Here is a 26,158-nt window from a genome sequence, read left to right as displayed (position 1 = left end):
TTTTTGTTCTTTACAAACCAAACCCGCAAATCATCGAGCCTGTGATACTTGATGATGAGCAACGATTGCAGCGCTACAAGATCTCGCTCTCCGCGAGAGAAGAGGAAAGGCCCTACGCTGCGCGAACCTTCGCGAGGAATTCATCCACCGCCTTGCGCAGGATGCTGGATTGGCCGTCCAGCTCCTTCGCATTCGACAGCACCATGCCTGCCGCCTGCCCCGTTGCTTCCGCCGCTGCGCTGACGCCGCCGATATGAGCGCTGACCTCGCTCGAGCCAGCGGCAACCGACTGGATGTTGCGCGCGATCTCCTGCGTGGCCGACCCCTGCTCTTCCACGGCCGACGAGATCGTCGTGGTGATCTGGCTCATCTGCGCGATCGTACCGGTGATGGCGTTGATCGAGTTGACAGCCTCCTGCGTCGACGCCTGCATCGCTGCAACCTGCGCCGAGATTTCCTCGGTGGCCTTGGCCGTCTGGCTCGCCAGTGCCTTCACTTCCGACGCGACGACCGCAAAGCCACGGCCGGATTCACCTGCACGTGCCGCTTCAATGGTCGCGTTGAGCGCAAGCAGATTGGTCTGCGAGGCGATGTTGTGGATCAGCTGCACGACCTCGCCGATCTTCTCAGCGCCGCTGGAGAGCTGCTGCACCGTCGCATTGGTGCGCTCCGCATCGCCCACTGCCTTGCTGGCGATGTCGCTCGACGCCGCCACCTGACGCAGCACTTCGCTGACCGATGCCGATAGTTCTTCAGCCGCGGCGGCAACCGTGCTCACATTGTCAGATGAGCGCGCCGATGCCGCACCGACCGTCGATGCGCGCGAGCTCGCGTCGCTGGCCGTCGCCGTCATCGACTGCGCGGTGCTCTGCATACCGGCCGCAGCGGTGGAGACGGAACGCACGATGCCGTTGACGCTGCGCTCGAAATCATCGGCGAGGCTCTCCATCGCCGCACGGCGTTCGGCAGCAGCACGGGCCTGCGATTCCACCTCGATCTTGTCCAGCCCGCGAATGCGCACCGCATTGTCCTTGAACACCTGAACCGTTGCGGCCATGGCGCCGATCTCGTCGCCCCGATCGACGTCGGGGATCGCTTCATCCAGCGCACCATCGGCGAGACCGCGCATGCGCGCGCCAAGCCGGCGAAGCGGAATGGTGATGCTGCGGCCAATCATCCAGGCAAGCGCGCCGAGAATGACAATGACCGCGAGTGCCGCGATCATCACGGTGCGCGCACTCTCCCAGAGCTGTACCTGCAAGTCGTCGATATAGACGCCGGTGCCGATGACCCAGCCCCAGGGCTCGAAACCGACGACATAAGAGAGCTTCGGCTGCGGTGCGTCCTTGCCGGGCTTGGGCCACAGATAGTCGACGAAGCCAGCCTTCTGCTTCTTCACGACATCGGCGAATTCGACAAACAGCCGCTTGCCGTTCGGATCCTTGTTGCCGGAGAGATCGCTACCGTTCATCTCGGGCTTGATCGGATGCATCACCATGCGCGGCTGCAGGTCGTTGATCCAGAAGTAATCGCCATTGCCGTAGCGCAGTTTGCCGATACGCGCCGCTGCGGTCTTGCGCGCGGCCTCGTCCGACACGCCGCTACGCTGAATCGTCGCGTATTCTTCCTGCGCGATGCCGAGCGCCAGCTCCGTAAGATGGGTCAATTCGCTCTGGCGCTGCTGCTTGAGGGAGTCGCCGAGGGTGTTCAGCTGCATCCAGGCCAGCCCGGCGAGGCCAAGAAAGCTCAAGCCAATGATGCTGTAGAGGCGAAGGCCGATCGAAATTTTCAAACGATTCATGGGAAGTATCCCTGTAAGGCGCGCTGAAATAAGCGAGTCACCATCGCAGGGTGTAGTTTCGAGTTCGTGAAGTGGTGTGTAGTTCCGTTTTTGCAACCGCGGTTACAGGTTACCTCGAATGCGCTAAAAGTCCCGCAACAGGTAGCTATGCACCTATATGAACTATCATTGTGCAGATTTTAATTTGGTGGTGCAGCGATACGACGCAGCGGCCGAAGCTCAATCGTTCAGGCAAGTCCCAGCCTGGTAGCTCCCCGAGCACAGCGAAGCCGCGCTCGGGGAAGGATTTGACTCAGGCCGCCCTCACCTTGGTGAGGAAATCGTCGACCGCGGTGCGCAGCATGCCGGACTGGCTCTCGAGCTCCCGTGCATTCGACAGCACCTGCGATGCAGCCGAACCGGTTGCTTCGGCTGCGCTGCTGACGCCGCCGATATGATTGCTGATCTCGTTCGCACCGGCCGATACCGACTGAATGTTGCGCGCGATTTCCTGCGTCGCCGTCCCCTGCTGCTCCACCGCGACAGAGATCGTGTTGGTGATCTGGCTCATCTGCGCGATGGTGCCGGTGATGGCGCCGATTGATGCAACGGCCTCGCTGGTCGATGCCTGCATGGCGGCAACCTGCGCCGAGATTTCCTCAGTGGCCTTGGCGGTCTGGCTGGCCAGCGCCTTCACCTCCGACGCGACCACGGCAAAGCCGCGACCGGACTCGCCGGCGCGTGCGGCTTCGATGGTCGCGTTCAGCGCCAGCAGATTGGTCTGCGAGGCAATGCTGTGGATCAGCTGCACGACCTCGCCGATCTTTTCAGCGCCGCTCGACAGGATCTGAACGGTGGCATTGGTGCGCTCGGCATCGCCTACCGCCTTGCTGGCGATCTCGCTGGAGGCCGATACCTGACGCAGCACTTCACTGACTGACGCTGACAATTCCTCCGCAGCCGCCGCAACCGTGCTGACATTATCGGACGAGCGCGTCGAAGCTGCGCTGACCGTCGCGGCGCGCGAGCTTGCATCGCTTGCCGTCGCCGTCATCGACTGCGCGGTGCTCTGCATACCGACTGCGGCGGTGGAGACCGAGCGGACGATGCCCGTCACGCTGCGCTCGAAATCCGTGGCCATCGCCTCCATGGCGGCGCGGCGCTCTGCGGCGATACGGCCCTGCGCATCCGCCTCGACCTCTTCGAGCGAGCGGATACGCAGCGCATTGTCCTTGAACACCTGAACCGTCTTGGCCATCGCGCCGACTTCATCGCCGCGGCCGACGCCGGGAATTTCCTCATCCAGCGCACCATTGGCGAGCGACTCCATGCGCGATCCCAGCATGCCGAGCGGCCTGGTGATGCTACGGCCGATGAGCCACGCGATCGCACCCGCCACTGCGGCAATGGCCAGCATGGCCAGGCCGAGCGCCCAGATGATCGGCTTCAGATGGGCGTCGAGGTCATCGAGATAGGCACCGGTGGCAATGAACATGTTCCAGCCAGGAAGCGCCGCGGCATAACCCATCTTGCGCGACGGAACCTGCTCATTGGGTTTCTGGAATTCGTAGGTCAGAATCTTCGTGCCGTTGGCTGCGACGCCGTCGCGGAATTCACGCGTAATGGCAACGCCGCTGACCTTGACGTCCAGCCGGTTGGATCCCGCCTTGAAGCCCGGCAGATGAACCACCTCGCCGTCCATCGTGTAGATGAACAGATAGTTGCCATTGTCATAGGTCATCGGCTCGATGCGGCGCACCAGCTCGGCGGTTGCGGCTTCCTTGGTGAGCTTGCCTGCTGCGACATCTTTCTGGATGCTGGCCGCGACGTTGGTCCCGATTTCGACGATCGACTTCAGCTGCTCGGTTCGCGCAGAGAGCATCTCGCTCTTGACCATATAGGCGGCCAGAATGCCCGCGGCGCAGAGGCCGATCATGGTGACGGCCACCAGAACGACGAGCTTGTACGTAATACGGATATTGGCGAGCTTCACGGCTGTATTCCCCCGGGCGTGCGATTTTCGATCGCTGATTCCTCGGAGTAAAATGTATCGGGGTAGTGTTCCCAAATCCTTACACGTGCGGGCGGGGGCAACCTGCCGCGCCGACCTGAATGTGAAAATTTTCCGCACAACGAAAAATCCCCGCCTTTCGGGCGGGGATTTTGGCAATGTCAGTTCAGGTGAGGGACACTCAGAACGTCAGCGCCTTGGCCTGTTTCACCTGCGGCAGCGCCTGCACCTTGCTCAGCACATCGGCCGGCACAACGCCGTCGATCTCCACCAGCGCGATGGCGTCACCGCCCTGCTCGTTGCGGCCGAGATGGAAGGTTGCGATGTTGACCTTGGCATCGCCGAGCAGCGAGGCGAACTTTCCGATGAAGCCCGGCTTGTCCTCGTTGGTGACGTAGATCATCGACTTCCCGAATTCGGCATCGACGCGGATGCCCTTGATATCAACCAGCCGCGGCTTGCCGTCATGATAGACCGTGCCGGACACCGAGCGTTCCTGCCGTTCGGTGATAACCGTAACGGTGATCAGGCTTTCGTAATCGCTCTGCGCCGCGCGTACCACTTCATCGACCACCATGCCGCGCTCCTTGGCAACGGCCGGCGCGGAGACGACGTTGACGTCGCCGAGCATCGGCCGCAGCAATCCGCTCAGTGCAGCAGACGTCAGGGCCTTGATCTTCATTTCGGCGACCGCGCCTTCATAGGTGATCTGCACCTTGGCAATTCCGGTCTCGGTGAGCTGACCCGCGAACGAACCGAGCTTCTCGGCGAGTTCGATGAACGGCTTCAGCTTCGGCGCTTCTTCCGCGGTGATCGACGGGAAGTTGACCGCGTTGGAGATGGCGCCCGACAGCAGATAATCCGACATCTGCTCGGCGACCTGCAGCGCGACATTCTCCTGCGCTTCGGTGGTCGATGCACCCAGATGCGGCGTACAGATCACATTGGGATGGCCGAACAGCACGTTCTTGGTGGCCGGCTCCTCGACAAACACGTCGAAGGCAGCACCGGCGACATGTTTGGAGTTCAACGCATCGACGAGCGCCTGCTCGTCAACCAGACCGCCGCGGGCGCAATTGATGATGCGCACGCCGGGCTTCATCTTGGCGATCGCTGCGGCATCGATGATGTTCTTCGTCTTCTCTGTGAGCGGCGTGTGCAGCGTGATGAAGTCGGCGCGCTTGAGGAGGTCGTCGAGTTCGACCTTCTCGACGCCGATGTCCTTGGCACGCTCCGGCGACAGGAACGGATCGAAGGCGATGACCTTCATGCGCAGACCGAGCGCGCGGTCGGCCGCGATGGCGCCGATATTGCCGCAACCGATCACGCCCAGCGTCTTGCCGGTGATCTCGACGCCCATGAAGCGGTTCTTCTCCCACTTGCCGGCCTGCGTCGACGCATCGGCCTGCGGGATCTCGCGGGCGAGCGAGAGCATCAAAGTGATCGCATGTTCGGCCGTGGTGATCGAATTGCCGAACGGCGTGTTCATCACGATGATGCCCTTGGCGGTCGCCGCGGGAATTTCGACATTGTCGACGCCGATGCCGGCGCGGCCGATCACCTTCAGGCGTGTCGCCCTTTCAAGGATCTTCGCGGTTGCCTTGGTGGCCGAGCGAATGGCGAGTCCGTCATAGTTGCCGATGATCTCGGCAAGCTTGTCCTTGTCCTTGCCGAGGTTCGGCTGGAAGTCGACGTCGATGCCGCGATCCCGAAAGATCTGCACGGCGGCGGGAGAGAGAGCGTCGGAAATGAGAACTTTTGGGGCGGTCATGGATGTGATCCTCGAAATGGGAGCCAGTGTAGGCGCGACAAACGCAGCAGGCTCCTTCTCCCCGTACTCACGGGGAGAAGGTCGGGATGACGGGCCGCTTGCCGACCCGTGAATGCCGAAGTGAGGTGAACCGAGTGCCTTGCCCCTCACCCGGACATCGCGCTACACGCGATGTCCGACCTCTCCCCGCCCAGAGCGGGGAGAGGTTAAGAACTACGCCGCCTTGGCGAGCGAGGCCTTGGTTTCGGCGAAAGCCCAGTCGATCCACTGCGTGAGGATCTCGACGTCCTTGGCTTCAACCGTGGCACCACACCAGATACGCAGACCGGCTGGCGCATCGCGATAATGCGCGAAGTCGAAACCGGCGTTTTCCTTCTCGACAGCCGCGACCAGCTTCTTGGCGAAGTCAGCCTGCGCGTCCGGCGAGAGCGCGGTGATCGCGGAATCAATAACCTTCATGCACACCGACGTGTTGGAGCGGATCGCGGGATCAGCGGCCAGGAAGTCGATCCACGGCGTCTTCGCTTTCCAGTCGGCGAGCGCCTTGGTGTTGGCGTCCGCACGCGCGATCAGCGCCTTGAGGCCTCCAACCGACTTGGCCCAGCCGAGCGCATCGAGATAATCCTCGACGCACAGCATCGACGGCGTGTTGATGGTCTCGCCGACGAAGATGCCTTCGTTGAGCTTGCCGCCCTTGGTCATGCGGAAGATCTTCGGCAGCGGCCACGGCGGCGTATAGCTTTCGAGACGCGCAACGGCGCGCGGCGAGAGAACGAGCATGCCATGTGCAGCTTCGCCGCCGAGCGCCTTCTGCCAGGAGAAGGTGACGACATCGAGCTTCGCCCAGTCGAGCGGCTGCGCGAAAGCGGCCGAGGTGGCGTCGCAAATGGTCAGGCCTTCGCGGTCAGCCTTGATCCAGTCGGCATTCGGCACGCGCACGCCGGAGGTGGTGCCGTTCCAGGTGAAGACGATGTCCGAGCTCGGATCGACCTTCGACAGGTCGGGGAGTTCGCCATAGCCAGCATGCAGCTTGGTGACGTCCTTGAGCTTCAGCTCCTTGACGATGTCCGAGACCCAGCCCTCGCCGAAGGATTCCCAGGCGATGGTGGTGACGGGACGCGGCCCGAGCAGCGACCACAGCGCCATCTCGACAGCGCCCGTATCCGATGCCGGCACGATACCGATGCGGTAATCTGCGGGCACTTCAAGCACTTCGCGCGTCAGGTCGATCGCGAGTTTGAGCTTGTTCTTGCCGATCTTGGCACGGTGCGAACGACCGAGAGCTGCGTCAGAGAGTTTTTCGGGGGTCCAACCGGGGCGCTTGGCGCAGGGGCCGGAGGAGAAATGCGGCACGTTGGGCCGCGAAGCGGGCTTCGCTGCAGTCATATTCTATCCTTCCAGATAGCTAGCCTCCCGTTGGGGGGAGGTGTCCCGCTGGCGTGGATATGGGAACCAACCCGGAGCGTCAAGCGACTTCCGGGCTATCACGCGTGATTGATGGCGTGACGATATCGCCCGCCGCCGCGTGATCAGCCACGGACGGGGCATCCCCGGGCATCGCGAGATCGACTGACGATGGAGCTTCGGCTGGCATCAAAGGCACATCGTTCAGTAACTCGGAGGCATCGACTACGAGCTGCGCGGCACGGCGCCGGCTGCCGACTTTCATGACGCTTTGATCGTCGACCTTCACGACATAGTCGCTGCCGACCTTCTCGATCGAATAATTGCTCATGAGTCCTTCCAACGTCCCCGCGCACAGGGATACGTCGCCCGTCCCCGCACGTTCCGAAACAAATCCCATCAGCGCTTTGCTGGTTTACGGGTCATTAACCGGAACAACGAGGCGCACAGCCACATGATACCGGCGCTCCTCCTCGTTATTCACCGCTCAAGAGCGAACACGGGCGGTCAATGAAAAAGGCAGCGATCGCTGCCTTTGCGTTTGAGGTTGCAGCTCACTCGCTCTTGTGAGCGAAACGCCTATCGTCCGACCTTGCCGGGAAAACCCGGCGCATTCGGATTATCGCCAGGTAAGCCGCTCGGCGACGCGCCGGTGCCGATGCGTCCCGGCGTCGTCGTGTTCGGTGCGCCCGGCTGACTCGTACCACCGCCCATGCCTGTTGTACCCGTTGCGGGAGGCGGCGAGACATTCGGGCTCGGCATCTGTGTCACCGGAGCGCCCGTGATACCATCCGTGCCGGCCCCTGGGCGGAAGCGAATGTGGTCGAGGCCAGAAGCGAGGCAACGATGATGGCGGAAAGACCGAATCGGGATTGCATGGACAGCTCCATCATTGATTGATGCTGCTGATGATGATGGGCAACCGCTGGCCTCGTTCGTCGTTCCGACACCGCACGGCATCGTGATCGCGCGTGGCCTAGAAGCGGAACGTCATGCCGACATGGCTGTCGGCGAAACCGAGCCGCTTGTAGAAGCGCTGAGCATCGACCCGGGTCTGATGCGTCAGCAGCTCGACGAGTTTGCATCCCCTCGCCTGTGCCTCGCCGATGGCCCATCGCACCAGCAGTTCACCGATGCCCTGGCTGCGCAGCGTCGTCGACACACGAACATCCTCGATGAGCGCTCGCGAAGCGCCCTGCGAACTCAAGCCCGGCAGGATGCAGAGCTGCAGGCATCCGACCACGCTGCCGTCGCCGCCCTCTGCAACCATCAACTGGATATTTGGGTCACGTGCGAGTTTATCGAAGGCCTCGTAATAAGATTGCGGCAGCGGATCCTCGATACGCTCGCGGCCACGGCCGAGCGCATCATCGGCCAGCATCGCCACAATTGCAGTGACATCGTCGCGCTGCGCCGGCCGCAGTACGACCTTCGTGCTCATACGATGCCCAATGCCTTCTCGCTTTCGGCGATCCAGCGCCTGATCGACGCGTAACCGTCGAGATGAAAGCCGCCCTCATGGGCCACGCGCGTATAGGCCAGCAACGACACGTCGGCCAGCGAGACGCGATCTCCGACAAGGAAAGGTGATGTCGTCAGGTGATGCTCCATGCGAGCGAGTGCGAAATAGCCGCGCTTGAGCTTTTCGGGATCGAGATCCGAAATCGTCTTGCCGAGATAGACGATCTGATAGCGGCACACCGCGATATAGGGCTCGTGGCTGTATTGTTCCCAGAACAGCCATTCATCCATTTTGGCGGCGTCATAGGCGTCGGTCGGGATCAGATCGCTGCCACACGCGAGATAGCGGATGATGGCGTTGGATTGCGCAAGTGGGCGGCCGTCGTCGAGCACGACGGTCGGCACCTGACCGGCGCCGTTAAGCGCCAGAAACTCCGGCGTCCGGCTCTCGCCTTTGCTGGTATCGACATCGATCCACGCATAAGGAAGTTTGAGGTGATCGCTCACCCACTTCACCTTCAGGCAATTGCCGGAATTCAGATCGCCGTAGATTTTCATGATGACTGCCCCGCCGCAATGGACGGGGTAAAGCATCACCTGCATCGAGACATGTCAACAGCGAGACGTCCTGCAACGAGGAGACCGCGCCGCGACGTCGTCAGATCAGAACCTGTAGCCTACACCGGCGCGTACGGTGTTGATGGTGGTATCAATCGCGGATGTGAAGCGGATGTATTCCCATTCACCGCGCAGGAATAGACCCCCGACAAGATTGACGTCGACGCCAAGGCCCGCAGTGTATCCGTAGATCAGGCGGCTATATTGCCCGTTAACTTGCGTGAGCGGCGTCTTCGCACCGAGAAGGCTCGCCGGCGTTGTCGATGCGGGACCTGCCGTTTCCGTCTCGCGAATCGACACCGTTCTCACGGTATCGGCCTGGCCGAGCGCAAGACCGCCGAACATATAGGGCATGAAGCCGCCCCAGACGTAGCCGGCGCGTGCGCGGAAGGTTCCGATGTCATTGATGGTGATCGAGCTGGACGCCGATGACGTGACGGAATGGTAGTCCCCGTCCGACAACAGCATGTAGCGGCTCATGCTGCCTGACGAAGCGCCGCCGAACTTGCCGTGCAAGTAGCTCATTTCAAGGCCGATCACGACGTCGTCCCACTGGGAATTGTAACCGGCAAAGGCGCCATAGCCGTGACCGTGAGCGGACTGCTTCGTAAAGCTGAGCGGCCAACTCGACACGCCCATCTCACTCTCGATCAATGTGTTGGAGAGCAGGCCTGCAGTCATTGCTGAATTGGAGCCCGTGAACTTCTCGTCGGAAGTGCCGTATCCGGCCTGCCCGCCGACATAGAAGCCTTCCCAGGTCGGACGGTCGCGGCTCAGTCCCTCAGGGAACGAACCGCGCAGCGCCGGGAACTCCGGCATATCGGCGGCTTGAGCGGTTTGCACTGCGCCCAGCAGCGCTGCAGCGATCAGAAGTCTACGCATCACGACAATTCCTCAACTCACCGAACTGTCCCGATCATCCGCTGTTAACCTTAATCATTGGTTGCAATCATACCGTCCGCACAAAACAAAACGGCGCGGGAAGCTCCCGCGCCGTTAAGGTCTCTTAAGATAGTTGAGGCAATCCGCTTAGCTTTAGCCCTTGCGGATCAACGGCGGCGGCGCATAGGCCGGCGGGCTGTCGAGATTCCAGCGCACGCCGAGCTTCAGGTCATGCGAGGTGATGTCCTTGAACTGCATCGCCACACCGCGGGTGAAGCCGTCATAGGTCGAGACCGGTCCGGTCTGGCCATCGCCGAGGTTCATGTAGCTGTAGCCGAGTTCGACGGTCATTGCCGGATTGACCTTGTAAGCCAGGCCCGTGTGCAGGGCCCATGCGAAGTTCCACTTCGATGCTGCCGGTGCGCTTGCGTAGCTTGGGAACGGGCCGCCGATGAAGGGCACGCCGCCGGCGGAACCGACATTGATCGCACCGTTATCCGTGTAGTTCGCGATGTTGACGCGAGCCATGCCGACGCCGGCGCCGACGAACGGGGTCACGCACCACCAGGTGCCGAGATCGACGTAACCATTGGCCATCACCACCCATTCGGACTTGGTGGCGTTGTAGTTGTTCACGCCGGTACCGACGAGGCCGCTCGACGGGAACGTTACGTGATCGGTGCCCTTGAAGTTCGAATTGCCGCGATACTGGCCGGTGATGTCACCGCGGAACCAGTTATTGAACTGATAACCGACACCGAGCTGGAAGATGCCAGCCGTATCAAAGGCAGTGGTCTGCTGAAGCGAGAGGAGATTGGCGTTGCGACCGTCACCCATCTCGATGTTCTTGACGCGCTGATTGCTGAAACCGATATCGCCGCGCAGGTACCAACCACCGAAATCTTCGACCGGCGGCGGCGCATACATCTGAGGCGGTGGAGCAATGGGCATGTCGGCAGCGAAAGCAGCGGTCGACATCAGGGAAGCCGCGCCTGCGGCCAGAATGAATTTAACGCTACGCATTGGCTTCGTCCTTTTGGGCCAGTGAGACAACTAATGGAGGCCTCACACTCGAAAACTCACAATCGGACGATGACACCAACTCCTTAAGCGGCGCTTAACCCTAACTTTTAAGGTTGATATTTGGTGACGAAAATGCACGCAAATTCCATCAGGCCACTGCGTCGCCACAGTTACTAACAATGTCTTGCTATCAAAACGCGCTGCAATGCGCCGCGGCATCGCCAGGTGTTAACGAGGACTTACCTGCCAGGAGCCTTCGACTCTGACCGGATTAGAACCGAGGCTCCGGCTTTTTGTTGAGACGCGTTTTCTTGATGCGAACCGGTGCCCACTTCGCTCGAAAGCGCTCCAACGTGAGCTATCAAAATGCGGAAGAGCCGCCTCACCCGATAAATATTCGGACAAGACGGCTCTTCATGTCAGCTCGGCAGTTCGCGCTGGCGCCTCGGCCAGAGCGAACGAACAGGAAGCTTACGCTGCGGCCGCGTGGCCCAGCGCGTCAACGATGGAATCCACCACTTCCTCGACCATCACGCGGTCATCGCCCTCTCCCATCACACGGATGACCGGCTCCGTGCCCGACGGGCGGATCAGGAGACGACCATGACCATTGAGGCGCTGTTCGCCGGCAGCGATGGTGGATTTCACTTCCGCATCATCGAGCGGCTTGCCGCTGCGATAACGCACATTCTTCAGAATCTGCGGCAACGGATCGAACAGGTGGCAAACTTCCGACACCGGCCGACCGAGCTTGGTCACCACGGCCAGCACCTGCAGCGCGGCTACGAAACCGTCGCCTGTCGTCGCATGGTCCGACATGATGATATGGCCCGAGGGTTCGCCGCCGACATTGTAGCCGTGCTGCAGCATCTGCTCGAGCACATAGCGATCACCCACCGCCGTACGGATGAGGTCGATGCCCTGCCCCTTCAGGAAGCGCTCCAGACCGAGATTTGACATCACGGTAGAGACGATACCCGGCTTGGCAAGCCGTCCGTCTTCCTTCCAGCTCTGCGCAATAACGGCGAGCAACTGATCGCCATCAACCAGATGGCCACGCTCGTCGACCATGATCAGCCGATCGGCGTCGCCATCCAGCGCAATGCCGATATCGGCGCGCATCTCGCGCACCTTGCGGCTCAGCGCTTCCGGCGCAGTCGATCCGCATTCCTTGTTGATGTTGAAACCGTCGGGCTCGACGCCGATGGAGATGACGTCCGCGCCGAGTTCCCAGAGCGCCTCCGGCGCCACCTTGTAGGCGGCGCCATGGGCGCAATCGATGACGACGCGCAAGCCATCGAGGCTGAGATTTCGCGGCAGTGTACGTTTGGCGAATTCGATGTAACGATCATGCACCCCGTCGATGCGGCGCGCCCGACCGAGGCTGGCGCTCTGCGACAGTCTCTTGTCGAGATTCTCGTCGAGCAATTCCTCGATCTGCTTCTCGACATCGTCCGACAGCTTGTAGCCGAGCGGTCCGAACAGCTTGATGCCGTTGTCCTCGAACAGATTGTGCGATGCGGAAATCATCACGCCGAGATCGGCGCGCATCGACTTGGTCAGCATCGCCACGGCGGGCGTCGGCATCGGCCCGACCAGCAGCACATCCATGCCGACCGACGTGAAGCCTGCCACCATCGCATTTTCGATCATGTAGCCGGACAAACGGGTATCCTTGCCGATCACGACACGATGACGGTGTTCGCCGCGCTGAAACACAAGACCTGCGGCCTGCCCAACCTTCAGTGCCAGTTCCGGCGTGATCAAACCATTGGCGCGGCCGCGAATGCCGTCTGTCCCGAAATATTTACGGCTCATGGTAACCCCCAATGCCCTCGCGTCTTGCGCGAGGACTCAAAACCCTGTCTCAGGCGACTGACCCATTGGCAGCGCCATATATGTGACGGACTTATAAGGCTCGGGCCCCTAAAATCGCTTCAAAAAATATGATGAATCATTACCAAGGCCCGGAACACGTAATTAACGACAAGCCATTGATATTACTTATATACCGCACCTTTGATGTAACGCCTTCGAGAGAACGCCGGCTTACGGAACCCGGCCCAGCTCAGTCCTTTCGTTTGATATGCGCATCCGCCTTTGAATGGGCAGGCTGGGTCACACTGACCGGATCGGAGCCCGGAAAAGTCTCCTCCAACCCTTCGTCCAGCGCAACTTCCAGCTGTCGCTTTTCTTCGTCCGCAGCCGCCTTGCCTGGAGCCTTGCCGACCCCGTGGCCTGCTGGATTTGTCTTGGAGCCGGACATTCTGGCCTCCTTCAATTTCGACGACATCCCGATGACAAGGATGATATGGCGGACCGCCTAACCATGCTAGATGACACCGAAACAAGCAAATACAAGCAAAGACAAGAACGGCTGGGACATCTCATGAAGCATATCACCTGCATCGAAGATCTTCGCCTTGAGCATAAGCGCAACGTGCCAAAGGCGTTCTTCGATTATGTCGACCATGGCTCCTATAGCGAAGACACGTTCCGCGCCAATTGCGAGGATCTGCAAAAGCTGAAGTTCCGCCAGCGCATTCTGGTCGACATCGCCAATCGCGACACCTCGACGACCATCCTCGGTGAGAAGGCCACCATGCCGCTGATCTGCGCGCCGGTCGGCTCCACCGGCATGCAATATGGCGACGGCGAAATTCACGCCTGCCGGGCGGCGCAGGCGGCGGGTATCCCCTATACGCTCTCGACGATGTCAATCAATTCGATCGAAGACCTCGCCGAGAATGTCGAGAAGCCATTCTGGTTTCAGCTCTATGTCATGAAGGATCGCGGCTTCATCAAGGAGCTCATCGAGCGCGCCATCAAAGCGAGGTGCAGCGCGCTGGTGCTGACTGTCGATCTGCAAGTGATCGGCCAGCGTCATGCCGACATCAAGAACGGTCTGTCCGTGCCACCGCAGCTCTTCAATCTGAAGAATATGATCGACTTCGCCAGCAAGCCCGGCTGGCTGATGCGCACGCTGAAAGCCAAGCGGCGCAACTTCGGCAACATCGCCGGCTTCGTGAAGAACACCGACGATCTCGGCTCCGTCGCGCAGTGGACAGCATCGCAATTCGATGCGTCGTTGAACTGGAAGGATCTCGACTGGATCCGCAGCATCTGGCCCGGCAAGATCGTGATCAAGGGCATTCACGATATCGAGGATGCCCGCGAAGCCGTGAAGGTCGGCGCGCAGGCGATGGTCGTATCCAACCACGGCGGACGTCAGCTCGACGGCGCACCGTCGTCAATCTCGGTACTGCCGGGGATCGCCGATGCCGTCGGCTCGGAGATCGAAGTGATGTTCGACAGCGGCATCCGCTCGGGGCAGGACGTGATGCGTGCGCTCGCCCTCGGCGCGAAGTCCTGCATGATCGGCCGCGCCTATATCTACGGCCTCGGTGCCTATGGCGGCCCCGGCGTGACCAAGGCGCTGGACATCCTGCGCAACGAACTCAGCGTGACCATGGGCCTGTGCGGCGTGAATTCGATCGCCGAGATCGACAGGCACGTTTTGGTGCAGTAAGGCCTCGTCAGATCGCCGCGTCGATCCACGCGGCGATCGTATCGACGACTTTTTGCTCGATGCCGTAATAGCCGTGCGGAGACAGCGACCCGCAATCCGTGGACGAGCGCTGATCTCCGCCACTGACCCTGATGACCTTGACGCGCGGCGCGCCAGTCATCGCTGCTGCGATCTTGTCGGCGTCTTCCGGCGGTGCGACATTGCAGCGATCGTCTGAATTGGCGACGACGAGTGCGGGCACATTGACTCGTTCAGGATGCGCGTCGAACACCGTCTCGTGGCTGCCACCAAGGCGCGACACCGACTCAGTGAGCACGATACCCGCGATCTGACCATCACGCAGATTCGCTGCGCCGTTCATCGCCGCAATCGTGCCTTGGCTGGTCCCGAGCAGAAAGACCGGTCCCGGCGCCTGCGCATGAGCCGCAGCGACAAGATCGCCGACAAGTGCTGCATATTGCGGCGAGCTGCGCAGCCCGCGCAGGTTCTGATTGTCGAGGGCGTCAGGGATAAGCACCGCGAAACCCGCAGCATTCCAGAGCACGCGCGAACGGACGACGAAGTTGTTACCGTGCGCTATGTCGCCATCCCGGGTGATGCCTATATCGCCCGCTCCGCCAGGCAGCATTACGATGGTCGCGCGTGGATGCGATGGACTGACATAGAGCGCGCGCTGCTGATCCCCGCCATGAACAGGTAGGTTCAGCACGCGCTCTGTCGGAGCAAGTGTCTGCGCAGCAACGAATTGCAGCGCAGACAAAAACAGAGATGCGAGGATTAGGCACGGTGTGAGGAATGGCCTGCGCAAGAGCTTCTCCGCTGTTTCGAATTTCTCACATCGGCGGCGTCAGCCCATCCAGCCCGACATTGACCCGCGCCGTCTCGAACGTGCCGTCATCCTTCTTGGTGGCGCCCATGATGATGATCTTGGCGCCAGGCTTGAGTTCATCCTTGTTGCCCGGCACGAATGTCACGATCGGCGTGTCAGGCGTCACGGTCACTTTCTTTTCCCCGTCCTTGTACTTCACCGTCACCGTCTGGCCATCGGAGGCCTGGACCTTCTGATCGACGGTGGCATTGGTCATGCTGCTGTTGGGGCGCAGATCCCAGGGGCGCGAACCTTCGCCGGTGCCGCGCATCGCTTCCGGAAAGATATGGATCGCGATGGCCTTCTGCGACCCATCGGCCTGTGGCATGCCGGTCACGCCGATATAGGAGCCGGGCTTCACCTCGGCCATTGTCGTTCTGGCTATGCCGGTGACGGTGACATTGTCCGTCATCTTCACTTTGCGCTCATCGCCTTCGCGCGTCTTGATCGTCAACACCGCGCCATCGACGGCTTCGATGGCACCACGGATGCGCAGAGGTTGCGGCTGCTGCGCCGATGCAGCGGAGATCAGCAATGAACCAGCGAGAAGTGAGCCCGCGAACAAGCGAGCCGACGTCGATAAGATCTGAACCATAGGGGAATTTCCTTTGAAGGCAGCGCCCACCGCTGCAGATGGAAACCCCAAGGCCAAATGGCTATTCCCCGCTCACGCCACTGTGAGATCGGCCTCGACGAGGCGACGCAGTTCCGGCGTCACATCGGGGCGCTGCCCGAACCAGAGCTCAAAGCCGCGCACGGCCTGATACAACAGCATGCCGAGTCCGTCCGCCGTGCGGAGGCCCCGCGCGCGGGCGGCGGCGAGCAGCGGCGTATCGAGCGGCACGTAAACGAGATCGGCGACGACCGCCTGGTCAGGCAACAGATCGAGGTCGATGATCAATGGCGGCTGGCCGTTCATGCCGAGCGACGTGGTGTTCACCAGCAAGGATGCGCGCGGCAACATGCTGGTGACATTCTCCCACGCCAGCGGCACCACCTGCGAACCGAATTGTGCGGCCATCGCCTCGGCGCGATCGAGACTGCGATTGGCGACATAGACATGTTTGATTCCGCGTTCCAGCAGTCCGAACACCACTGCACGCGACGAGCCGCCAGCGCCGAGCACCAGCGCGTCATCGGCATGGTCCCAGTCGTGCGCGCAATGATCGAGATTGTCGATGAAGCCTTCAATATCCGTATTGGTCGCGCGCAGCGTACCGTGATCGTACCATAGCGTGTTGGCGGCCCCGACCGCGCGCGCGCGGCGATCCGGCGCGGTGAGTTTCAGCACGCGCTCCTTGTGCGGGATCGTCACGTTCGCGCCGATGTAACCATGCTTGGACAGGTTCATCACGAATTCGGCCACGCCTTCCGGTGGAATCGACTCGATACTGTAGCCGCCCGGAATATCCATGCTGCGCAGCCAGTGATGGTGGATCAGCGGCGAGCGCGAATGCGCGGCAGGCCAGCCGATCAAACAGGCGGCGCGGGGCTTGGTCTCGTTCGGCATCATTCATCCTTCGCTTCAAGCGGAAGCGTGCGTAGCATAAAAATCATGCAGGGGCTCTTAATCATCCGACAGTTTTGCGGCGCACAGCAAGTCCGACAACCATGCAGACGATCAATACTGCAGCTGCGAGCAATTGCCGATGCCATCAGCTCGACGCCTCCTGGATCGCTGCAGCGCGTCGGGTCTTGATCTCGCTGACGGCCGCTGCAACATCCGCACGGTATTTGACCAGCGGCGGTCGCGCGCCGTGGGTCAGCAGCGCCCGGCGCACGCCCTGCGAGGTGCCGGTGAGAATCACGCGGACGCCTTGTCGCTTTGCCTTCTCGGCAATGCCCTTGATCGCGTTCGCAGCAGTGGAATCCAGGAAGGGGACCGCGGCAAAATCGATCACGAAAGCCTTGTGGCGATCCGAGAAGCCGTCGAGCACCGAACCAATGGTCGAGGCCGCGCCGAAGAAGAACGCGCCGGTGATGCGATAGACCATCACATCCGGATCGCTCGCCAGTTTCGCATCGTATGGTGCGCGATCGCCATTGGCATCATCCGCGCGATCGGCAGCGACCAGCGGCCCATCAGTCTCTATCCCCGTGATCTCCGCCATGCGGTTGATGAACAGCACGGCGCCAAGCGCGAAGCCGACCAGGATGCCCTCGGTGAGATCGCGAAAAACCGTCAGCAGGAACGTCGCCAGCAGAACCAGCGCATCGCCCCATGACGAACGCAGCAGCGTGTTGAACTCATGCTTCTCCGCCATATTCCACGCCACCACCGCCAGCACGGCGGCCAGCGACGCGAGCGGAATATAGCTCGCCAGTGGCGCTGCGATCAGGATGAATGCCAGCAGGAACACAGAATGCAGCATGCCCGAGAGCGGCCCATGCGCGCCAGCCCGGACATTGGTCGCGGTCCGCGCGATGGTGCCGGTCACGCAGATTCCTCCAAACAAGGCTGCGCCGATGTTGGCAACGCCTTGCGCCACCAATTCGCAGTTCGACCGGTGCCGCCGCCCGGTCATGCCATCGGCAACAACCGCCGACAAAAGCGATTCGATGGCGCCGAGCAGCGCGAAGGCAATCGCATCGGGGAGGATAGCCTGCAATTTGGCAAGGGACATCGCGGGCAGCGTCGGCAACGGAAACGATTGCGGAATGCCCCCGAAGCGGGTGCCGATGGTTTCCACGGGCAGCGCCAACGAAGCTGCCGCGACGGCGCTCGCGACCACCGCGATCAGAATGCCGGGCCATGATGGCCGCAGCATCCTGAGCCCGACAATGATCACGAGCGAGACGATAGTGATGGCAACGGCCGCAGCGTTTACCGTCGGCAACGCGGAACCCAGGGCCTCCAGCTTGGGAATGAGATCTCCCGGCTCCTTGCCAGTCAGCGTCAACCCCAACAGATCCCTGATCTGGCTGGCGAAGATGATGACGGCGATGCCGGCTGTGAAACCGACCGTGACCGGATAGGGAATGAACTTGATGTAGGTGCCGAGCCGGAGATAGCCCGCCGCCATCAGAAAAATGCCCGACATCATGGTGGCGAGGATCAGTCCGTCGATCCCATGGCGGCTCACGGTGGCAGCCACCAGCACGATGAAGGCGCCAGCTGGGCCGCCGATCTGAAAGCGGCTTCCACCCAGCGCAGACACGAGGAAGCCGCCGATCACAGCGGTGACGAGGCCACGATCCGGCGACGTCCCCGAGGCAATGGCAATCGCCATCGACAACGGAAGCGCGACGATTGCCACCGTCAAGCCAGACAAGATGTCGGCGCGCAGATCGGCGATGCCGTAGCCTTCGCGCAGTACCGTGATCAATTTCGGCGTGAACAGTTCGGCGAAGGTCGGCTGATGCGACCCCCGCGCGCGATTTCTGGAAATGTCCATTCCCGACTCGCCCCTGTCACTCGCCGCGAATCTCGATCGAGGCCGCGGCCCGTTCTCAATCCGTCAGCTTTGGCTCTTCAAGTTTCGGTGGTGGACCGGGCTGTTTCAGCCTCACCCCTCGTCCGCCGGAATCGCTGCGAACGTTCTCGCCGATCAAATCGACGCCTGAGCGATCGAGGGCATCGACAACCTTGATCAGCGAATCCACCACGCCTCTGACGTTGCCATCACTCGCTTCCATGCGCTGAATCGTAGGCAGCGAGACGCCGGCCAGTTCCGCCAGCCGCTTTTGATCGATCCCCAGCAACGCCCGCGCTGCGCGCATCTGAAACGATGTGATCAAGCTAAGCTTCCTGTTTAGAGAGTCTTATATCAAATACAAAACGTCTTCAATGATGTTTAAAACATCATTGAAGACGTTTGAAATGGTATAGCGGGCAAGCGCAGAAGCGAGCGCAAGATTGCTCGGCGAAGTCAGCATTGTTCTGGATCGTCCCCCGCCAAGTCGTCACATCTTGTTCAAGAGCGATATCAGATGGGCAAGGGGCGTTCGGGATAGGCAGCCATATACTGGCGACCGGAAAACGTGCAGCTACGGACCGATCCCGGCCAGGTTCGCCAAGAAATCATCGACGGCGGTTCGGTCACCGAACCTGATCTTCGCGTTCGGGAATTGCGCGAACAGTGCCTGATGGCCGGCAAACGACGTGGGCGTCGATCGCTGCCAGTAGTCCTCCGCCCATCCGAGAAAGTCGGCATGCTCCTCGGCTGTCGCGCCGCGCAAGGGGCCACGCACGGCCAGACTGTCGCGGCAGACCTGCGGGCTCATGTCGAGCCAGATCAGCGCGGTCGCTCGCGGAAACGCGGCTTCCGCCAGCCAGCCATAGACGCCTTCGATGATCCAGTTCGGCTTGGCGGCAAGGGCAGCAACCCGCTCCTTTGCTTCCTCCTCGTCGCGCTTCGCACCGACCCTGTCCAGCCAATGGATATGATCGAGATCGGTCCGTTCGCCGCCGACGCGGCTTTCAAGCTGCCGCGCCAGCGTGCTCTTGCCCGAGCCGCTATTGCCGATGATCACAACCCGCGGTCCAAGCGTCATGGGCCACTGTACTAAGCTGCTACCCGATGCGCCGCAACGATCTGGTCGGCAGTGCGGCCCGAGACTTCGGCCATATGGTCGAAGCTGCGGGTGAAGCTGCCGGCACCGGCGGTGGCCGATCGGAGTTCAACGATCAGATCGCCGATCTCCGCTTCCGGCAACAGCGCGCGCACCGTGTCCCAGCCCGGCCAGTTGTCCCGGGTGTCGAAACCGAGGATCTGGCCGCGCCGTCCTGACAGGATGGCGTTGACCTTGGCCGTGGCCTCGGTGGGACAGACGATCTCCACCGTATGGATCGGCTCCAGCAGCACCGGCTGGCATTGCGGCAGCGCCTCGGTGAAACCGATGCGGGCAGCCGTCCGGAACGCCTGATCGGAAGAATCGACGCTGTGATAGGACCCGTCGGTGAGCGTCACCTGCACGTCGATGACGGGGAAACCGAGCGGGCCACGCTGCAGCCCGTCGACGACGCCTTCCTGCACCGCGGGAATGTAGTTGCGCGGCACCGCGCCACCGACCACCTTTTCCTGGAATGCAAAGCCTTCGCCGCGCGGCAACGGGCCAATCTCAAGCACAACGTCGCCAAACTGGCCGTGACCACCGGACTGTTTCTTGTGCCTGCCGCGCTGGGTGATCGGTTTGCGGATGGTCTCCTGATAGCCGATGACCGGCGCATGGGATTTGACGTTGATGCCGAAGCGTTCGTGCAGACGCTCCATCGCCACGCGCAGATGCATCTCGCCCTGCCCCCACAACACCACGTCATGGGTCTGCGCGTTATTGACCACCGCAAGTGACGGATCTTCCTCGGTCAGCCGCAACAGCGCCTGGCCGAGCTTGACGTCGTCCTTGCGATCGGCCGACGCCAGCGCCATAGCCAGCACCGGCGACGCAGCCACGACATTCACCAGAGGCGCCGGCACGGTCTTGCCGGTCGAGATCGTGTCGCCGGTCCTGACATGATCGAGCTTGCCGAGCGCGACGGTCTCGCCCGCTTCGGCCGATGCGCGCTTGCTGTCATGTCCGCCGCTCGCCGAAAGAATGCCGGAGACGCGCCCGCTTTCGCCGGGCGAGGACAGCAATGTTGCACCATCATCGAGATGACCACTCAGCAAGCGCGCGTAAGACAGCTTGCCGCCATGCTGCAGATGGCTGCTCTTGAACACGTAACCGATCGCATCCTTGCTGTCGGGCACGCCGAGACGCTTCGCCGTCTCGGCCACGCCGGGTGCCTCATGGCGTAACGCCTTCATCAGCCGCAGCACGCCGTTCTCGCGCATCGCCGAGCCCAGCAGCACCGGACAGATCAGGCCTTCGCGCAATTCGCGCGCGAGATCGTCGAACACCGCGTCGGCCGGCGGCGCGATGTCGTCAAGCAACTGCTCCATCAGCGCGTCGTCGTGATCCGCAAGCTTCTCCAGCATGGAGAAACGCGCTTCCTTCTCGCGGTCGAGATCGCCGCCTTCGAGCTTGATGACCTCGGACGCCTTATGCTCGCGGTAGACGAAAGCGCGCTCCAGCGCTAGATCGACGAAACCGGCGACCAGGTCGCCGTTCCAGATCGGGATCTGCCGCAGCACCAGCGGCACGCGCGAGGCCGGCTGCAATGTGGCTAGCGTCTCGCGCACACGCTTGTGGGCGCGGTCGATCTTGTTGAGAAACAGAAATCTGGGAATGCCCAGGTCTTCGAGTTCGCGCAGGATCAATTGCAGCTGCGGCAATTTTCGCGCATCTGCCTCGCAAACCACGATGGCTGCGTCGACGGCGGGCAATGCCGCGCGCATGTCATGTGCGAACTCCACCGAGCCCGGACAGTCGATGAATGTGTAGCTGTCGCCCATGAAAGTGGTAGTGGCCGCGGTGAGGCCGACGCCCATCTTGTGGGCTCTGGCTTCCGCATTGGCATCGCCGATACTCGTACCGTTATCGACGCTGCCGGCCCGCGGGATCGCCCCGGTACGGGCCATGATCGCTTCAAGCAGTGTGGTTTTTCCGCTCTGGAAGGGGCCCACCAGCGCAATGCACCTTGCGGCATTGCCTTGTGGACCGCGGGGACTTCTCAGGTCTTGTCCCATTGCCGCCTCCTTGTCTGGAGCTCGGCCCGTGATTGGGTCGGCCATCGATGCTCGACCCGGTCCGGACATTTGGCAAGACGGAAACGTCGCTGCGATGCGGCAGGCACAATCAAATGTGGTGGGATCGCGATACGAAAAATCCGGCTCCGCATATGGCGAAGCCGGATTGGACGCGTTCAAGCGACCGTTGTGGCGATCAGCGGCCTGGGCGCAGTTCCAGGCTTTCGAGACCGGCGGCAACATTGAGACCGGTCGAACCCTGCAGGCTGAGCGGCTGCAGCGCGATCGAATTCTGCGAACCGCCCACCAGCACGTTGGCGCCGAGGCCGACACCGAACGAGGCTGAACCCTGTGCGCCGGCATAGTTGCCGGACAGATCGCCCTGACCGGCATAGTTCACCGGTGCGAACACGGCCCATGACAGTGCGGTTTCCTGGGTGATGCCGAGATCGATACCCACCTTACGGATGGTTGCGACATAAGGCTGATCCGGACGGCCGGTACCGGTAAGGACGCAGCCGAGATTGGTAACCGACCCAACGACGAAACCGACACTGGCGCCGCCGCGGCAATTCAGGACGCCGAGTTGAACGGGCTGCTGGGCTTGCGCGCTGAAGGCAACGAAGGTCGAGGCGGCAAGGCCGAGAAGGAGCGAAAGGCGGCTCATCGAGTGATCTCCGGGTGAACGGTGTGATGCAGGGATCCTTGACGCGGAGGCTTCAATCACATCCGCGTCAACTGAACTATCCATAGCCAATGATACCGCTCAATGACAGCGCCACGCATGTGGCGCGCGCAACAAAAAAGGCCCGCTCGCGCGGGCCTTTTCGTTAACCTTGCCGATCGCTTACACGATCGCAGCAATCACTTAGCGGTGGCTACGATGACCACGCTTGTGGCGACGATGACCGCTGACCGGACCGGTCGCTTCCAGTTCGAGCTGAACGATGCCGCTGGCGACGTTCAGACCGGTCTGGCCCTGCACCGAGATCGGCTGCAGCGAATAGGTGTTGCCCGGACCGCCAACGAGGAAGTTGCCGCCGAAACCGAGGCCAACCGATGCGTTGGTACCAACGCCGCCGTAGCTGCCGGCCAGTGCGCCGCGCGGCACGCGGGTGGTCGGAGCGAATGCAGCCCACTGCACCGTGGTGTTTTCGGTGAAGCCGAGATCAAGGCCGAAACGGCGGATGTTCGCGACGTAACCTTCGGCGCGGCCACCGGCGCTCTGGAAGACGCAATTGAGGTGCGCATTCGAACCGACCACGTAGCCGACGTTCTGGCCGCCACGGCACTCCAGCACGCCAACCTGAACGCTGCCAGGCTGCTGTGCATTTGCGGTCGCAACCGACGCCGCAAAGGCCACGGCCGTCAGGCCGAACATCTTGGAAAGTCGCATAGTGTTACTCCACCTTGGGGATTTTGATAGCGGGGGGACAAGAAGGAAGCGCCGTGTCGAAAACAAGGCGCTTCCTGGAATAAGCCCCGAAATCGTCAAAAGTTTCGGGGCAGGTTTTGTTACCGAAGATTTCCGCAGAAGCGCTGGATGCGCTTGCAGGCATCTTCGAGATCGGACGTTTTCGTCGCGTAGGAGATGCGGAATGCCGGGCCGAGGCCGAAGGCCGAACCCTGCACCACCGCCACGCCTTCGGTTTCCAACAGTTCTGTGACGAAGTCTTCGTCATTGGCAATAACCTTGCCCGAAGGCGCAGTCTTGCCGATGGTGCCGGCGCAGGACGGATAGACGTAGAACGCGCCTTCGGGACGCGGGCAGTTGATGCCCGAGGCCTGATTCAACATTGCCACCACGAGATCGCGACGCTCCTTGAACACGGCATTGTTCTTCGGGATGAAGTCCTGCGGACCGTTGAGCGCTTCGACGGCTGCCCACTGCGCGATCGACGACGGGTTCGAGGTCGACTGCGACTGGATCGTCGCCATTGCCTTGATGAGCTCGGCGGGACCACCGGCGTAACCGATGCGCCAGCCGGTCATGCAGTAAGCCTTGGAGACGCCGTTCACGGTCAACGTGCGATTGAACAAAGACGGTTCGATCTGTGCCGGCGTGGTAAACTCGAAGTCGTCATAGACGAGGTGCTCATACATATCGTCGGTCATCACCCAAACGTGAGAATGCTTCACGAGGACATCGGTGAGTGCCTTGAGCTCCGACTTCTTGTAGGCGGCGCCCGTCGGGTTCGACGGCGAGCACAGGATGATCCACTTGGTTTTCGGCGTGATCGCCGCTTCCAGCGCGGAAGCCTGCAGCTTGAAGCCGAATTCTGCGGTGCAGACCACGGACACGGGCGTGCCGCCGGCCAACGCCACCATTTCCGGATAGCTCACCCAATACGGCGCCGGGATGATGACTTCGTCACCCGGGTTCAGCGTCGCCATCAGCGCGTTGTAGAGCACCTGCTTGCCGCCGGTGCCGACGATGATCTGGTTCGGCTTGTAGGTCAGGCCGTTCTCGCGCTGAAACTTGCCGATAATGGCTTCCTTCAGTTCGGGAATACCGTCCACGGCGGTGTACTTGGTCTTGCCGGCCTCGATGGCGTGAATCGCTGCCAACTTGATGTTCGCCGGGGTGTCGAAATCGGGCTCGCCCGAACCAAGGCCGATGACGTTGCGGCCGGCTGCTTTCAGCGCACGTGCTTTATCCGTCACCGCGATCGTCGCGGACGGCTTCACACGGTCGAGCGCAGCGGACAAAAACGACATCATCTTCTCCTGAGAAAGGTCGCTGACCCGCGGTCGGCGACGTCAAAATGGCTGATCCTGCTGGGATCGGCGCACCCTAGTGCGTGCGACGTTGCATCGCAAGAAGCTTGGGCAAAAACACATCTGGAAGTGATGCAATTCAGCAAGCGTTAAACGGGGGCCGGTAGCGTCAACCGCACGCCGCAATCGACGATTTGAGCCAAAATGCACCCTTAGAATGATCCGGATCTGGCAGCACATTGAAAGCGGCGCATGGCTGACCCTCGAACGCGTGCGGGCTTACAGCCTGATCGTGCTCGCTCTGGGCATATTGGCCGTCGCCGGCTGGATTGCGGTCTCGGATGGCGTGATCGACCGCAACGGCAAGCCGATCGGGACCGATTTCTCAAGCTTCTATACCGCGGGAGCGCTCGCCCTCGAGGGCAAAGCCCACGATAGTTATACGGTAGCGGCGCACTACGCGCGCCAGCAGCAACTTTTCGGCAGCGATACCCCCTATTACGCCTGGTTCTATCCGCCGATTTTTCTGCTGGTCGCAACTCCGCTGGCAATGCTCCCCTACCCGTTCGCGCTTGCTATCTGGCAGGGCGGCAGCTTCGTATTCTACCTGTTCGTGATCTCGGCGATCCTGAAACGAGCTGCCCTGCCTGATGCGGTCCATCGCTTGTGGCTCCCGGTAGCGATGGCGTTCCCAGCGGCATTCATCAATCTCGGTCATGGTCAGAACGGCTTTTTGACCGCGGGCCTGTTCGGCAGCGCCCTGCTCGCTCTTCCGCAGCGCCCTTATCTTGCAGGCATCCTGTTTGCGCTGATGGCCTACAAGCCGCAATTTGCCATTGTCATTCCGCTGGCGTTATTCGCGGCGGGCCAGTGGCGATGCATTGCTGCAGCAACCATCACCATCATCGCTCTCACGTGTATCACGACCGCCTTGTTCGGCATCGACTGCTGGATCGCTTTCGCATCCGTTACCGAGACATCGCGTCAGCTCCTGCTCGAACAGGGACAGGTCGGATTCGAGAAACTGCAGAGCGCATTCGCGGCAATACGGATGTGGAGGGGAAATATCCTATCCGCGTATCTCGTCCAGGGCATCGTCTCGATCGCCGTGATTGCCAGCGCAGTCTGGGCGTGGCGCGTCGCACGTGACGCAAATCTCAAGGCCGCAATCCTGTTGATCGCAACCCTTCTCGCTTCGCCGCACGTGCTTGACTACGATCTGATGCTTCTCGGTCCAGCCATTGCATTCATGATCGTAACCGGCTTCAGCACAGGATTTCGCGATTATGAGATCAGCCTGCTCGCATTGACCTGGATCATGCCGCTGCTGACGCGCAGCATCGCCGGCGCCATCGAACTGCCGCTCGGCTTTCTGGTGATGGTCGTTTTCTATATCATCGTGGTGCGGCGCGCACTCGCTAATAACAGCACATCGCAGCACCTTCACACACAGATCGCGGCAGCGTGATCTTCCATTGCGGAATGCTGCCTGACATACATTTTTCTCAATCCAGACTGCCGCAG

24 protein-coding genes are annotated in these 26,158 nt (G+C 61.4%); 2 read left to right on the top strand and 22 right to left on the bottom strand.

Annotation, left to right across the window (positions count from 1 at the left end; all coding sequences use genetic code 11):
• Positions 1-112 precede the first annotated feature (112 nt).
• From RSO67_RS24095 to RSO67_RS24040, 12 genes are all read right to left on the bottom strand, one after another.
• Positions 113-1,801, bottom strand: a complete 1,689-nt coding sequence (locus tag RSO67_RS24095; protein ID WP_315840884.1) for a cache domain-containing protein — start codon at positions 1,799-1,801, stop codon at positions 113-115.
• Between the two features lie 292 nt (positions 1,802-2,093).
• Complete coding sequence (locus RSO67_RS24090; protein WP_315840883.1) at positions 2,094-3,773, bottom strand: methyl-accepting chemotaxis protein; 1,680 nt, start codon at positions 3,771-3,773, stop codon at positions 2,094-2,096.
• A gap of 199 nt (positions 3,774-3,972) precedes the next feature.
• Entirely contained in the window at positions 3,973-5,562 is a 1,590-nt protein-coding gene (serA, locus tag RSO67_RS24085; protein WP_315840882.1) for a phosphoglycerate dehydrogenase, read from the bottom strand.
• A 213-nt stretch (positions 5,563-5,775) separates the two neighbouring features.
• Complete coding sequence (locus RSO67_RS24080; protein WP_315840881.1) at positions 5,776-6,948, bottom strand: phosphoserine transaminase; 1,173 nt, start codon at positions 6,946-6,948, stop codon at positions 5,776-5,778.
• A 79-nt stretch (positions 6,949-7,027) separates the two neighbouring features.
• Entirely contained in the window at positions 7,028-7,297 is a 270-nt protein-coding gene (locus RSO67_RS24075) for a hypothetical protein (protein ID WP_315840880.1), read from the bottom strand.
• A 248-nt stretch (positions 7,298-7,545) separates the two neighbouring features.
• Entirely contained in the window at positions 7,546-7,728 is a 183-nt protein-coding gene (locus tag RSO67_RS24070) for a hypothetical protein (protein WP_315840879.1), read from the bottom strand.
• 214 nt (positions 7,729-7,942) lie between these two features.
• Complete coding sequence (locus tag RSO67_RS24065) at positions 7,943-8,407, bottom strand: GNAT family N-acetyltransferase (RefSeq protein ID WP_315840878.1); 465 nt, start codon at positions 8,405-8,407, stop codon at positions 7,943-7,945.
• On the bottom strand, positions 8,404-8,985 hold the full coding sequence (locus RSO67_RS24060) for a glutathione S-transferase family protein (protein WP_315840877.1): 582 nt from the start codon (positions 8,983-8,985) through the stop codon (positions 8,404-8,406). Before RSO67_RS24060 ends, RSO67_RS24065 begins: the two co-directional genes overlap by 4 nt.
• 105 nt (positions 8,986-9,090) lie before the next feature.
• Positions 9,091-9,927: an outer membrane protein gene (locus RSO67_RS24055; protein WP_315840876.1), complete on the bottom strand. Its 837-nt coding sequence runs from the start codon at positions 9,925-9,927 to the stop codon at positions 9,091-9,093.
• A gap of 153 nt (positions 9,928-10,080) precedes the next feature.
• A complete protein-coding gene (locus tag RSO67_RS24050) occupies positions 10,081-10,950 on the bottom strand; it encodes an outer membrane protein (protein WP_315840875.1) in 870 nt (289 codons plus the stop codon).
• A 471-nt stretch (positions 10,951-11,421) separates the two neighbouring features.
• A complete protein-coding gene (glmM, locus tag RSO67_RS24045) occupies positions 11,422-12,768 on the bottom strand; it encodes a phosphoglucosamine mutase (RefSeq protein ID WP_089261706.1) in 1,347 nt (448 codons plus the stop codon).
• A gap of 250 nt (positions 12,769-13,018) precedes the next feature.
• Positions 13,019-13,216, bottom strand: coding sequence for a hypothetical protein (locus RSO67_RS24040; RefSeq protein ID WP_315840874.1), 198 nt, complete (start codon positions 13,214-13,216; stop codon positions 13,019-13,021).
• Between the two features lie 123 nt (positions 13,217-13,339).
• On the opposite strand from RSO67_RS24040, the gene RSO67_RS24035 reads away from it, so the two are divergent.
• Entirely contained in the window at positions 13,340-14,479 is a 1,140-nt protein-coding gene (locus RSO67_RS24035; RefSeq protein ID WP_315840873.1) for an alpha-hydroxy acid oxidase, read from the top strand.
• Positions 14,480-14,486: 7 nt separating this feature from the next.
• Here RSO67_RS24035 and RSO67_RS24030 read toward each other — a convergent pair whose 3' ends face one another.
• The 10 genes from RSO67_RS24030 to RSO67_RS23985 form a co-directional block, all read right to left on the bottom strand.
• On the bottom strand, positions 14,487-15,188 hold the full coding sequence (locus RSO67_RS24030) for an alpha/beta hydrolase (RefSeq protein WP_315840872.1): 702 nt from the start codon (positions 15,186-15,188) through the stop codon (positions 14,487-14,489).
• Positions 15,189-15,312: 124 nt separating this feature from the next.
• A complete protein-coding gene (locus RSO67_RS24025) occupies positions 15,313-15,942 on the bottom strand; it encodes a hypothetical protein (protein WP_315840871.1) in 630 nt (209 codons plus the stop codon).
• A 72-nt stretch (positions 15,943-16,014) separates the two neighbouring features.
• Positions 16,015-16,860, bottom strand: coding sequence for a shikimate dehydrogenase (locus RSO67_RS24020; protein ID WP_315840870.1), 846 nt, complete (start codon positions 16,858-16,860; stop codon positions 16,015-16,017).
• 142 nt (positions 16,861-17,002) lie between these two features.
• Positions 17,003-18,742 carry a SulP family inorganic anion transporter gene (locus tag RSO67_RS24015; protein ID WP_315840869.1) on the bottom strand — a complete coding sequence of 580 codons (1,740 nt, stop codon included), beginning with the start codon at positions 18,740-18,742 and terminating at the stop codon, positions 17,003-17,005.
• A gap of 55 nt (positions 18,743-18,797) precedes the next feature.
• A complete protein-coding gene (locus RSO67_RS24010) occupies positions 18,798-19,085 on the bottom strand; it encodes a helix-turn-helix transcriptional regulator (RefSeq protein ID WP_315840868.1) in 288 nt (95 codons plus the stop codon).
• Between the two features lie 249 nt (positions 19,086-19,334).
• Positions 19,335-19,841, bottom strand: coding sequence for a hypothetical protein (locus RSO67_RS24005; RefSeq protein ID WP_315840867.1), 507 nt, complete (start codon positions 19,839-19,841; stop codon positions 19,335-19,337).
• An 11-nt stretch (positions 19,842-19,852) separates the two neighbouring features.
• A complete protein-coding gene (locus RSO67_RS24000) occupies positions 19,853-21,916 on the bottom strand; it encodes an elongation factor G (protein WP_315840866.1) in 2,064 nt (687 codons plus the stop codon).
• 196 nt (positions 21,917-22,112) lie between these two features.
• The gene (locus RSO67_RS23995) at positions 22,113-22,583 is read right to left on the bottom strand and encodes a DUF992 domain-containing protein (protein WP_315840865.1); all 471 of its coding nucleotides are present in this window, start codon (positions 22,581-22,583) and stop codon (positions 22,113-22,115) included.
• A 201-nt stretch (positions 22,584-22,784) separates the two neighbouring features.
• Positions 22,785-23,312 (bottom strand): DUF992 domain-containing protein, encoded by a 528-nt coding sequence (locus tag RSO67_RS23990; protein ID WP_315840864.1) that lies wholly within the window; start codon positions 23,310-23,312, stop codon positions 22,785-22,787.
• Positions 23,313-23,431: 119 nt separating this feature from the next.
• Entirely contained in the window at positions 23,432-24,634 is a 1,203-nt protein-coding gene (locus tag RSO67_RS23985) for a pyridoxal phosphate-dependent aminotransferase (protein WP_315840863.1), read from the bottom strand.
• 217 nt (positions 24,635-24,851) lie between these two features.
• Between RSO67_RS23985 and RSO67_RS23980 the strand changes: the two genes are divergently transcribed.
• The gene (locus tag RSO67_RS23980) at positions 24,852-26,102 is read left to right on the top strand and encodes a glycosyltransferase family 87 protein (RefSeq protein ID WP_315840862.1); all 1,251 of its coding nucleotides are present in this window, start codon (positions 24,852-24,854) and stop codon (positions 26,100-26,102) included.
• Positions 26,103-26,158: the final 56 nt, after the last annotated feature.

Origin of the sequence: Tardiphaga sp. 709, from assembly GCF_032401055.1 — a bacterium.
GTDB lineage: Bacteria > Pseudomonadota > Alphaproteobacteria > Rhizobiales > Xanthobacteraceae > Tardiphaga.
Note: the sequence above shows the minus strand (reverse complement) of the source record. Positions and strands in the feature narration are given on the sequence as shown.

Coding starts and splice junctions, on each gene's coding strand:
- RSO67_RS24005 (WP_315840867.1), bottom strand. CDS start 19,841: ATGACGCTTGGACCGCGGGTTGTGATCATCGGCAATAGCGGCTCGGGC.
- RSO67_RS24070 (WP_315840879.1), bottom strand. CDS start 7,728: ATGCCGAGCCCGAATGTCTCGCCGCCTCCCGCAACGGGTACAACAGGC.
- RSO67_RS23990 (WP_315840864.1), bottom strand. CDS start 23,312: ATGCGACTTTCCAAGATGTTCGGCCTGACGGCCGTGGCCTTTGCGGCG.
- RSO67_RS23985 (WP_315840863.1), bottom strand. CDS start 24,634: ATGTCGTTTTTGTCCGCTGCGCTCGACCGTGTGAAGCCGTCCGCGACG.
- RSO67_RS24075 (WP_315840880.1), bottom strand. CDS start 7,297: ATGAGCAATTATTCGATCGAGAAGGTCGGCAGCGACTATGTCGTGAAG.
- serA (WP_315840882.1), bottom strand. CDS start 5,562: ATGACCGCCCCAAAAGTTCTCATTTCCGACGCTCTCTCTCCCGCCGCC.
- RSO67_RS24065 (WP_315840878.1), bottom strand. CDS start 8,407: ATGAGCACGAAGGTCGTACTGCGGCCGGCGCAGCGCGACGATGTCACT.
- RSO67_RS24060 (WP_315840877.1), bottom strand. CDS start 8,985: ATGAAAATCTACGGCGATCTGAATTCCGGCAATTGCCTGAAGGTGAAG.
- RSO67_RS24035 (WP_315840873.1), top strand. CDS start 13,340: ATGAAGCATATCACCTGCATCGAAGATCTTCGCCTTGAGCATAAGCGC.
- RSO67_RS24050 (WP_315840875.1), bottom strand. CDS start 10,950: ATGCGTAGCGTTAAATTCATTCTGGCCGCAGGCGCGGCTTCCCTGATG.
- RSO67_RS24040 (WP_315840874.1), bottom strand. CDS start 13,216: ATGTCCGGCTCCAAGACAAATCCAGCAGGCCACGGGGTCGGCAAGGCT.
- RSO67_RS24025 (WP_315840871.1), bottom strand. CDS start 15,942: ATGGTTCAGATCTTATCGACGTCGGCTCGCTTGTTCGCGGGCTCACTT.
- RSO67_RS24015 (WP_315840869.1), bottom strand. CDS start 18,742: ATGGACATTTCCAGAAATCGCGCGCGGGGGTCGCATCAGCCGACCTTC.
- RSO67_RS24055 (WP_315840876.1), bottom strand. CDS start 9,927: ATGCGTAGACTTCTGATCGCTGCAGCGCTGCTGGGCGCAGTGCAAACC.
- RSO67_RS23995 (WP_315840865.1), bottom strand. CDS start 22,583: ATGAGCCGCCTTTCGCTCCTTCTCGGCCTTGCCGCCTCGACCTTCGTT.
- RSO67_RS24020 (WP_315840870.1), bottom strand. CDS start 16,860: ATGATGCCGAACGAGACCAAGCCCCGCGCCGCCTGTTTGATCGGCTGG.
- RSO67_RS24080 (WP_315840881.1), bottom strand. CDS start 6,948: ATGACTGCAGCGAAGCCCGCTTCGCGGCCCAACGTGCCGCATTTCTCC.
- RSO67_RS24095 (WP_315840884.1), bottom strand. CDS start 1,801: ATGAATCGTTTGAAAATTTCGATCGGCCTTCGCCTCTACAGCATCATT.
- glmM (WP_089261706.1), bottom strand. CDS start 12,768: ATGAGCCGTAAATATTTCGGGACAGACGGCATTCGCGGCCGCGCCAAT.
- RSO67_RS23980 (WP_315840862.1), top strand. CDS start 24,852: ATGATCCGGATCTGGCAGCACATTGAAAGCGGCGCATGGCTGACCCTC.
- RSO67_RS24000 (WP_315840866.1), bottom strand. CDS start 21,916: ATGGGACAAGACCTGAGAAGTCCCCGCGGTCCACAAGGCAATGCCGCA.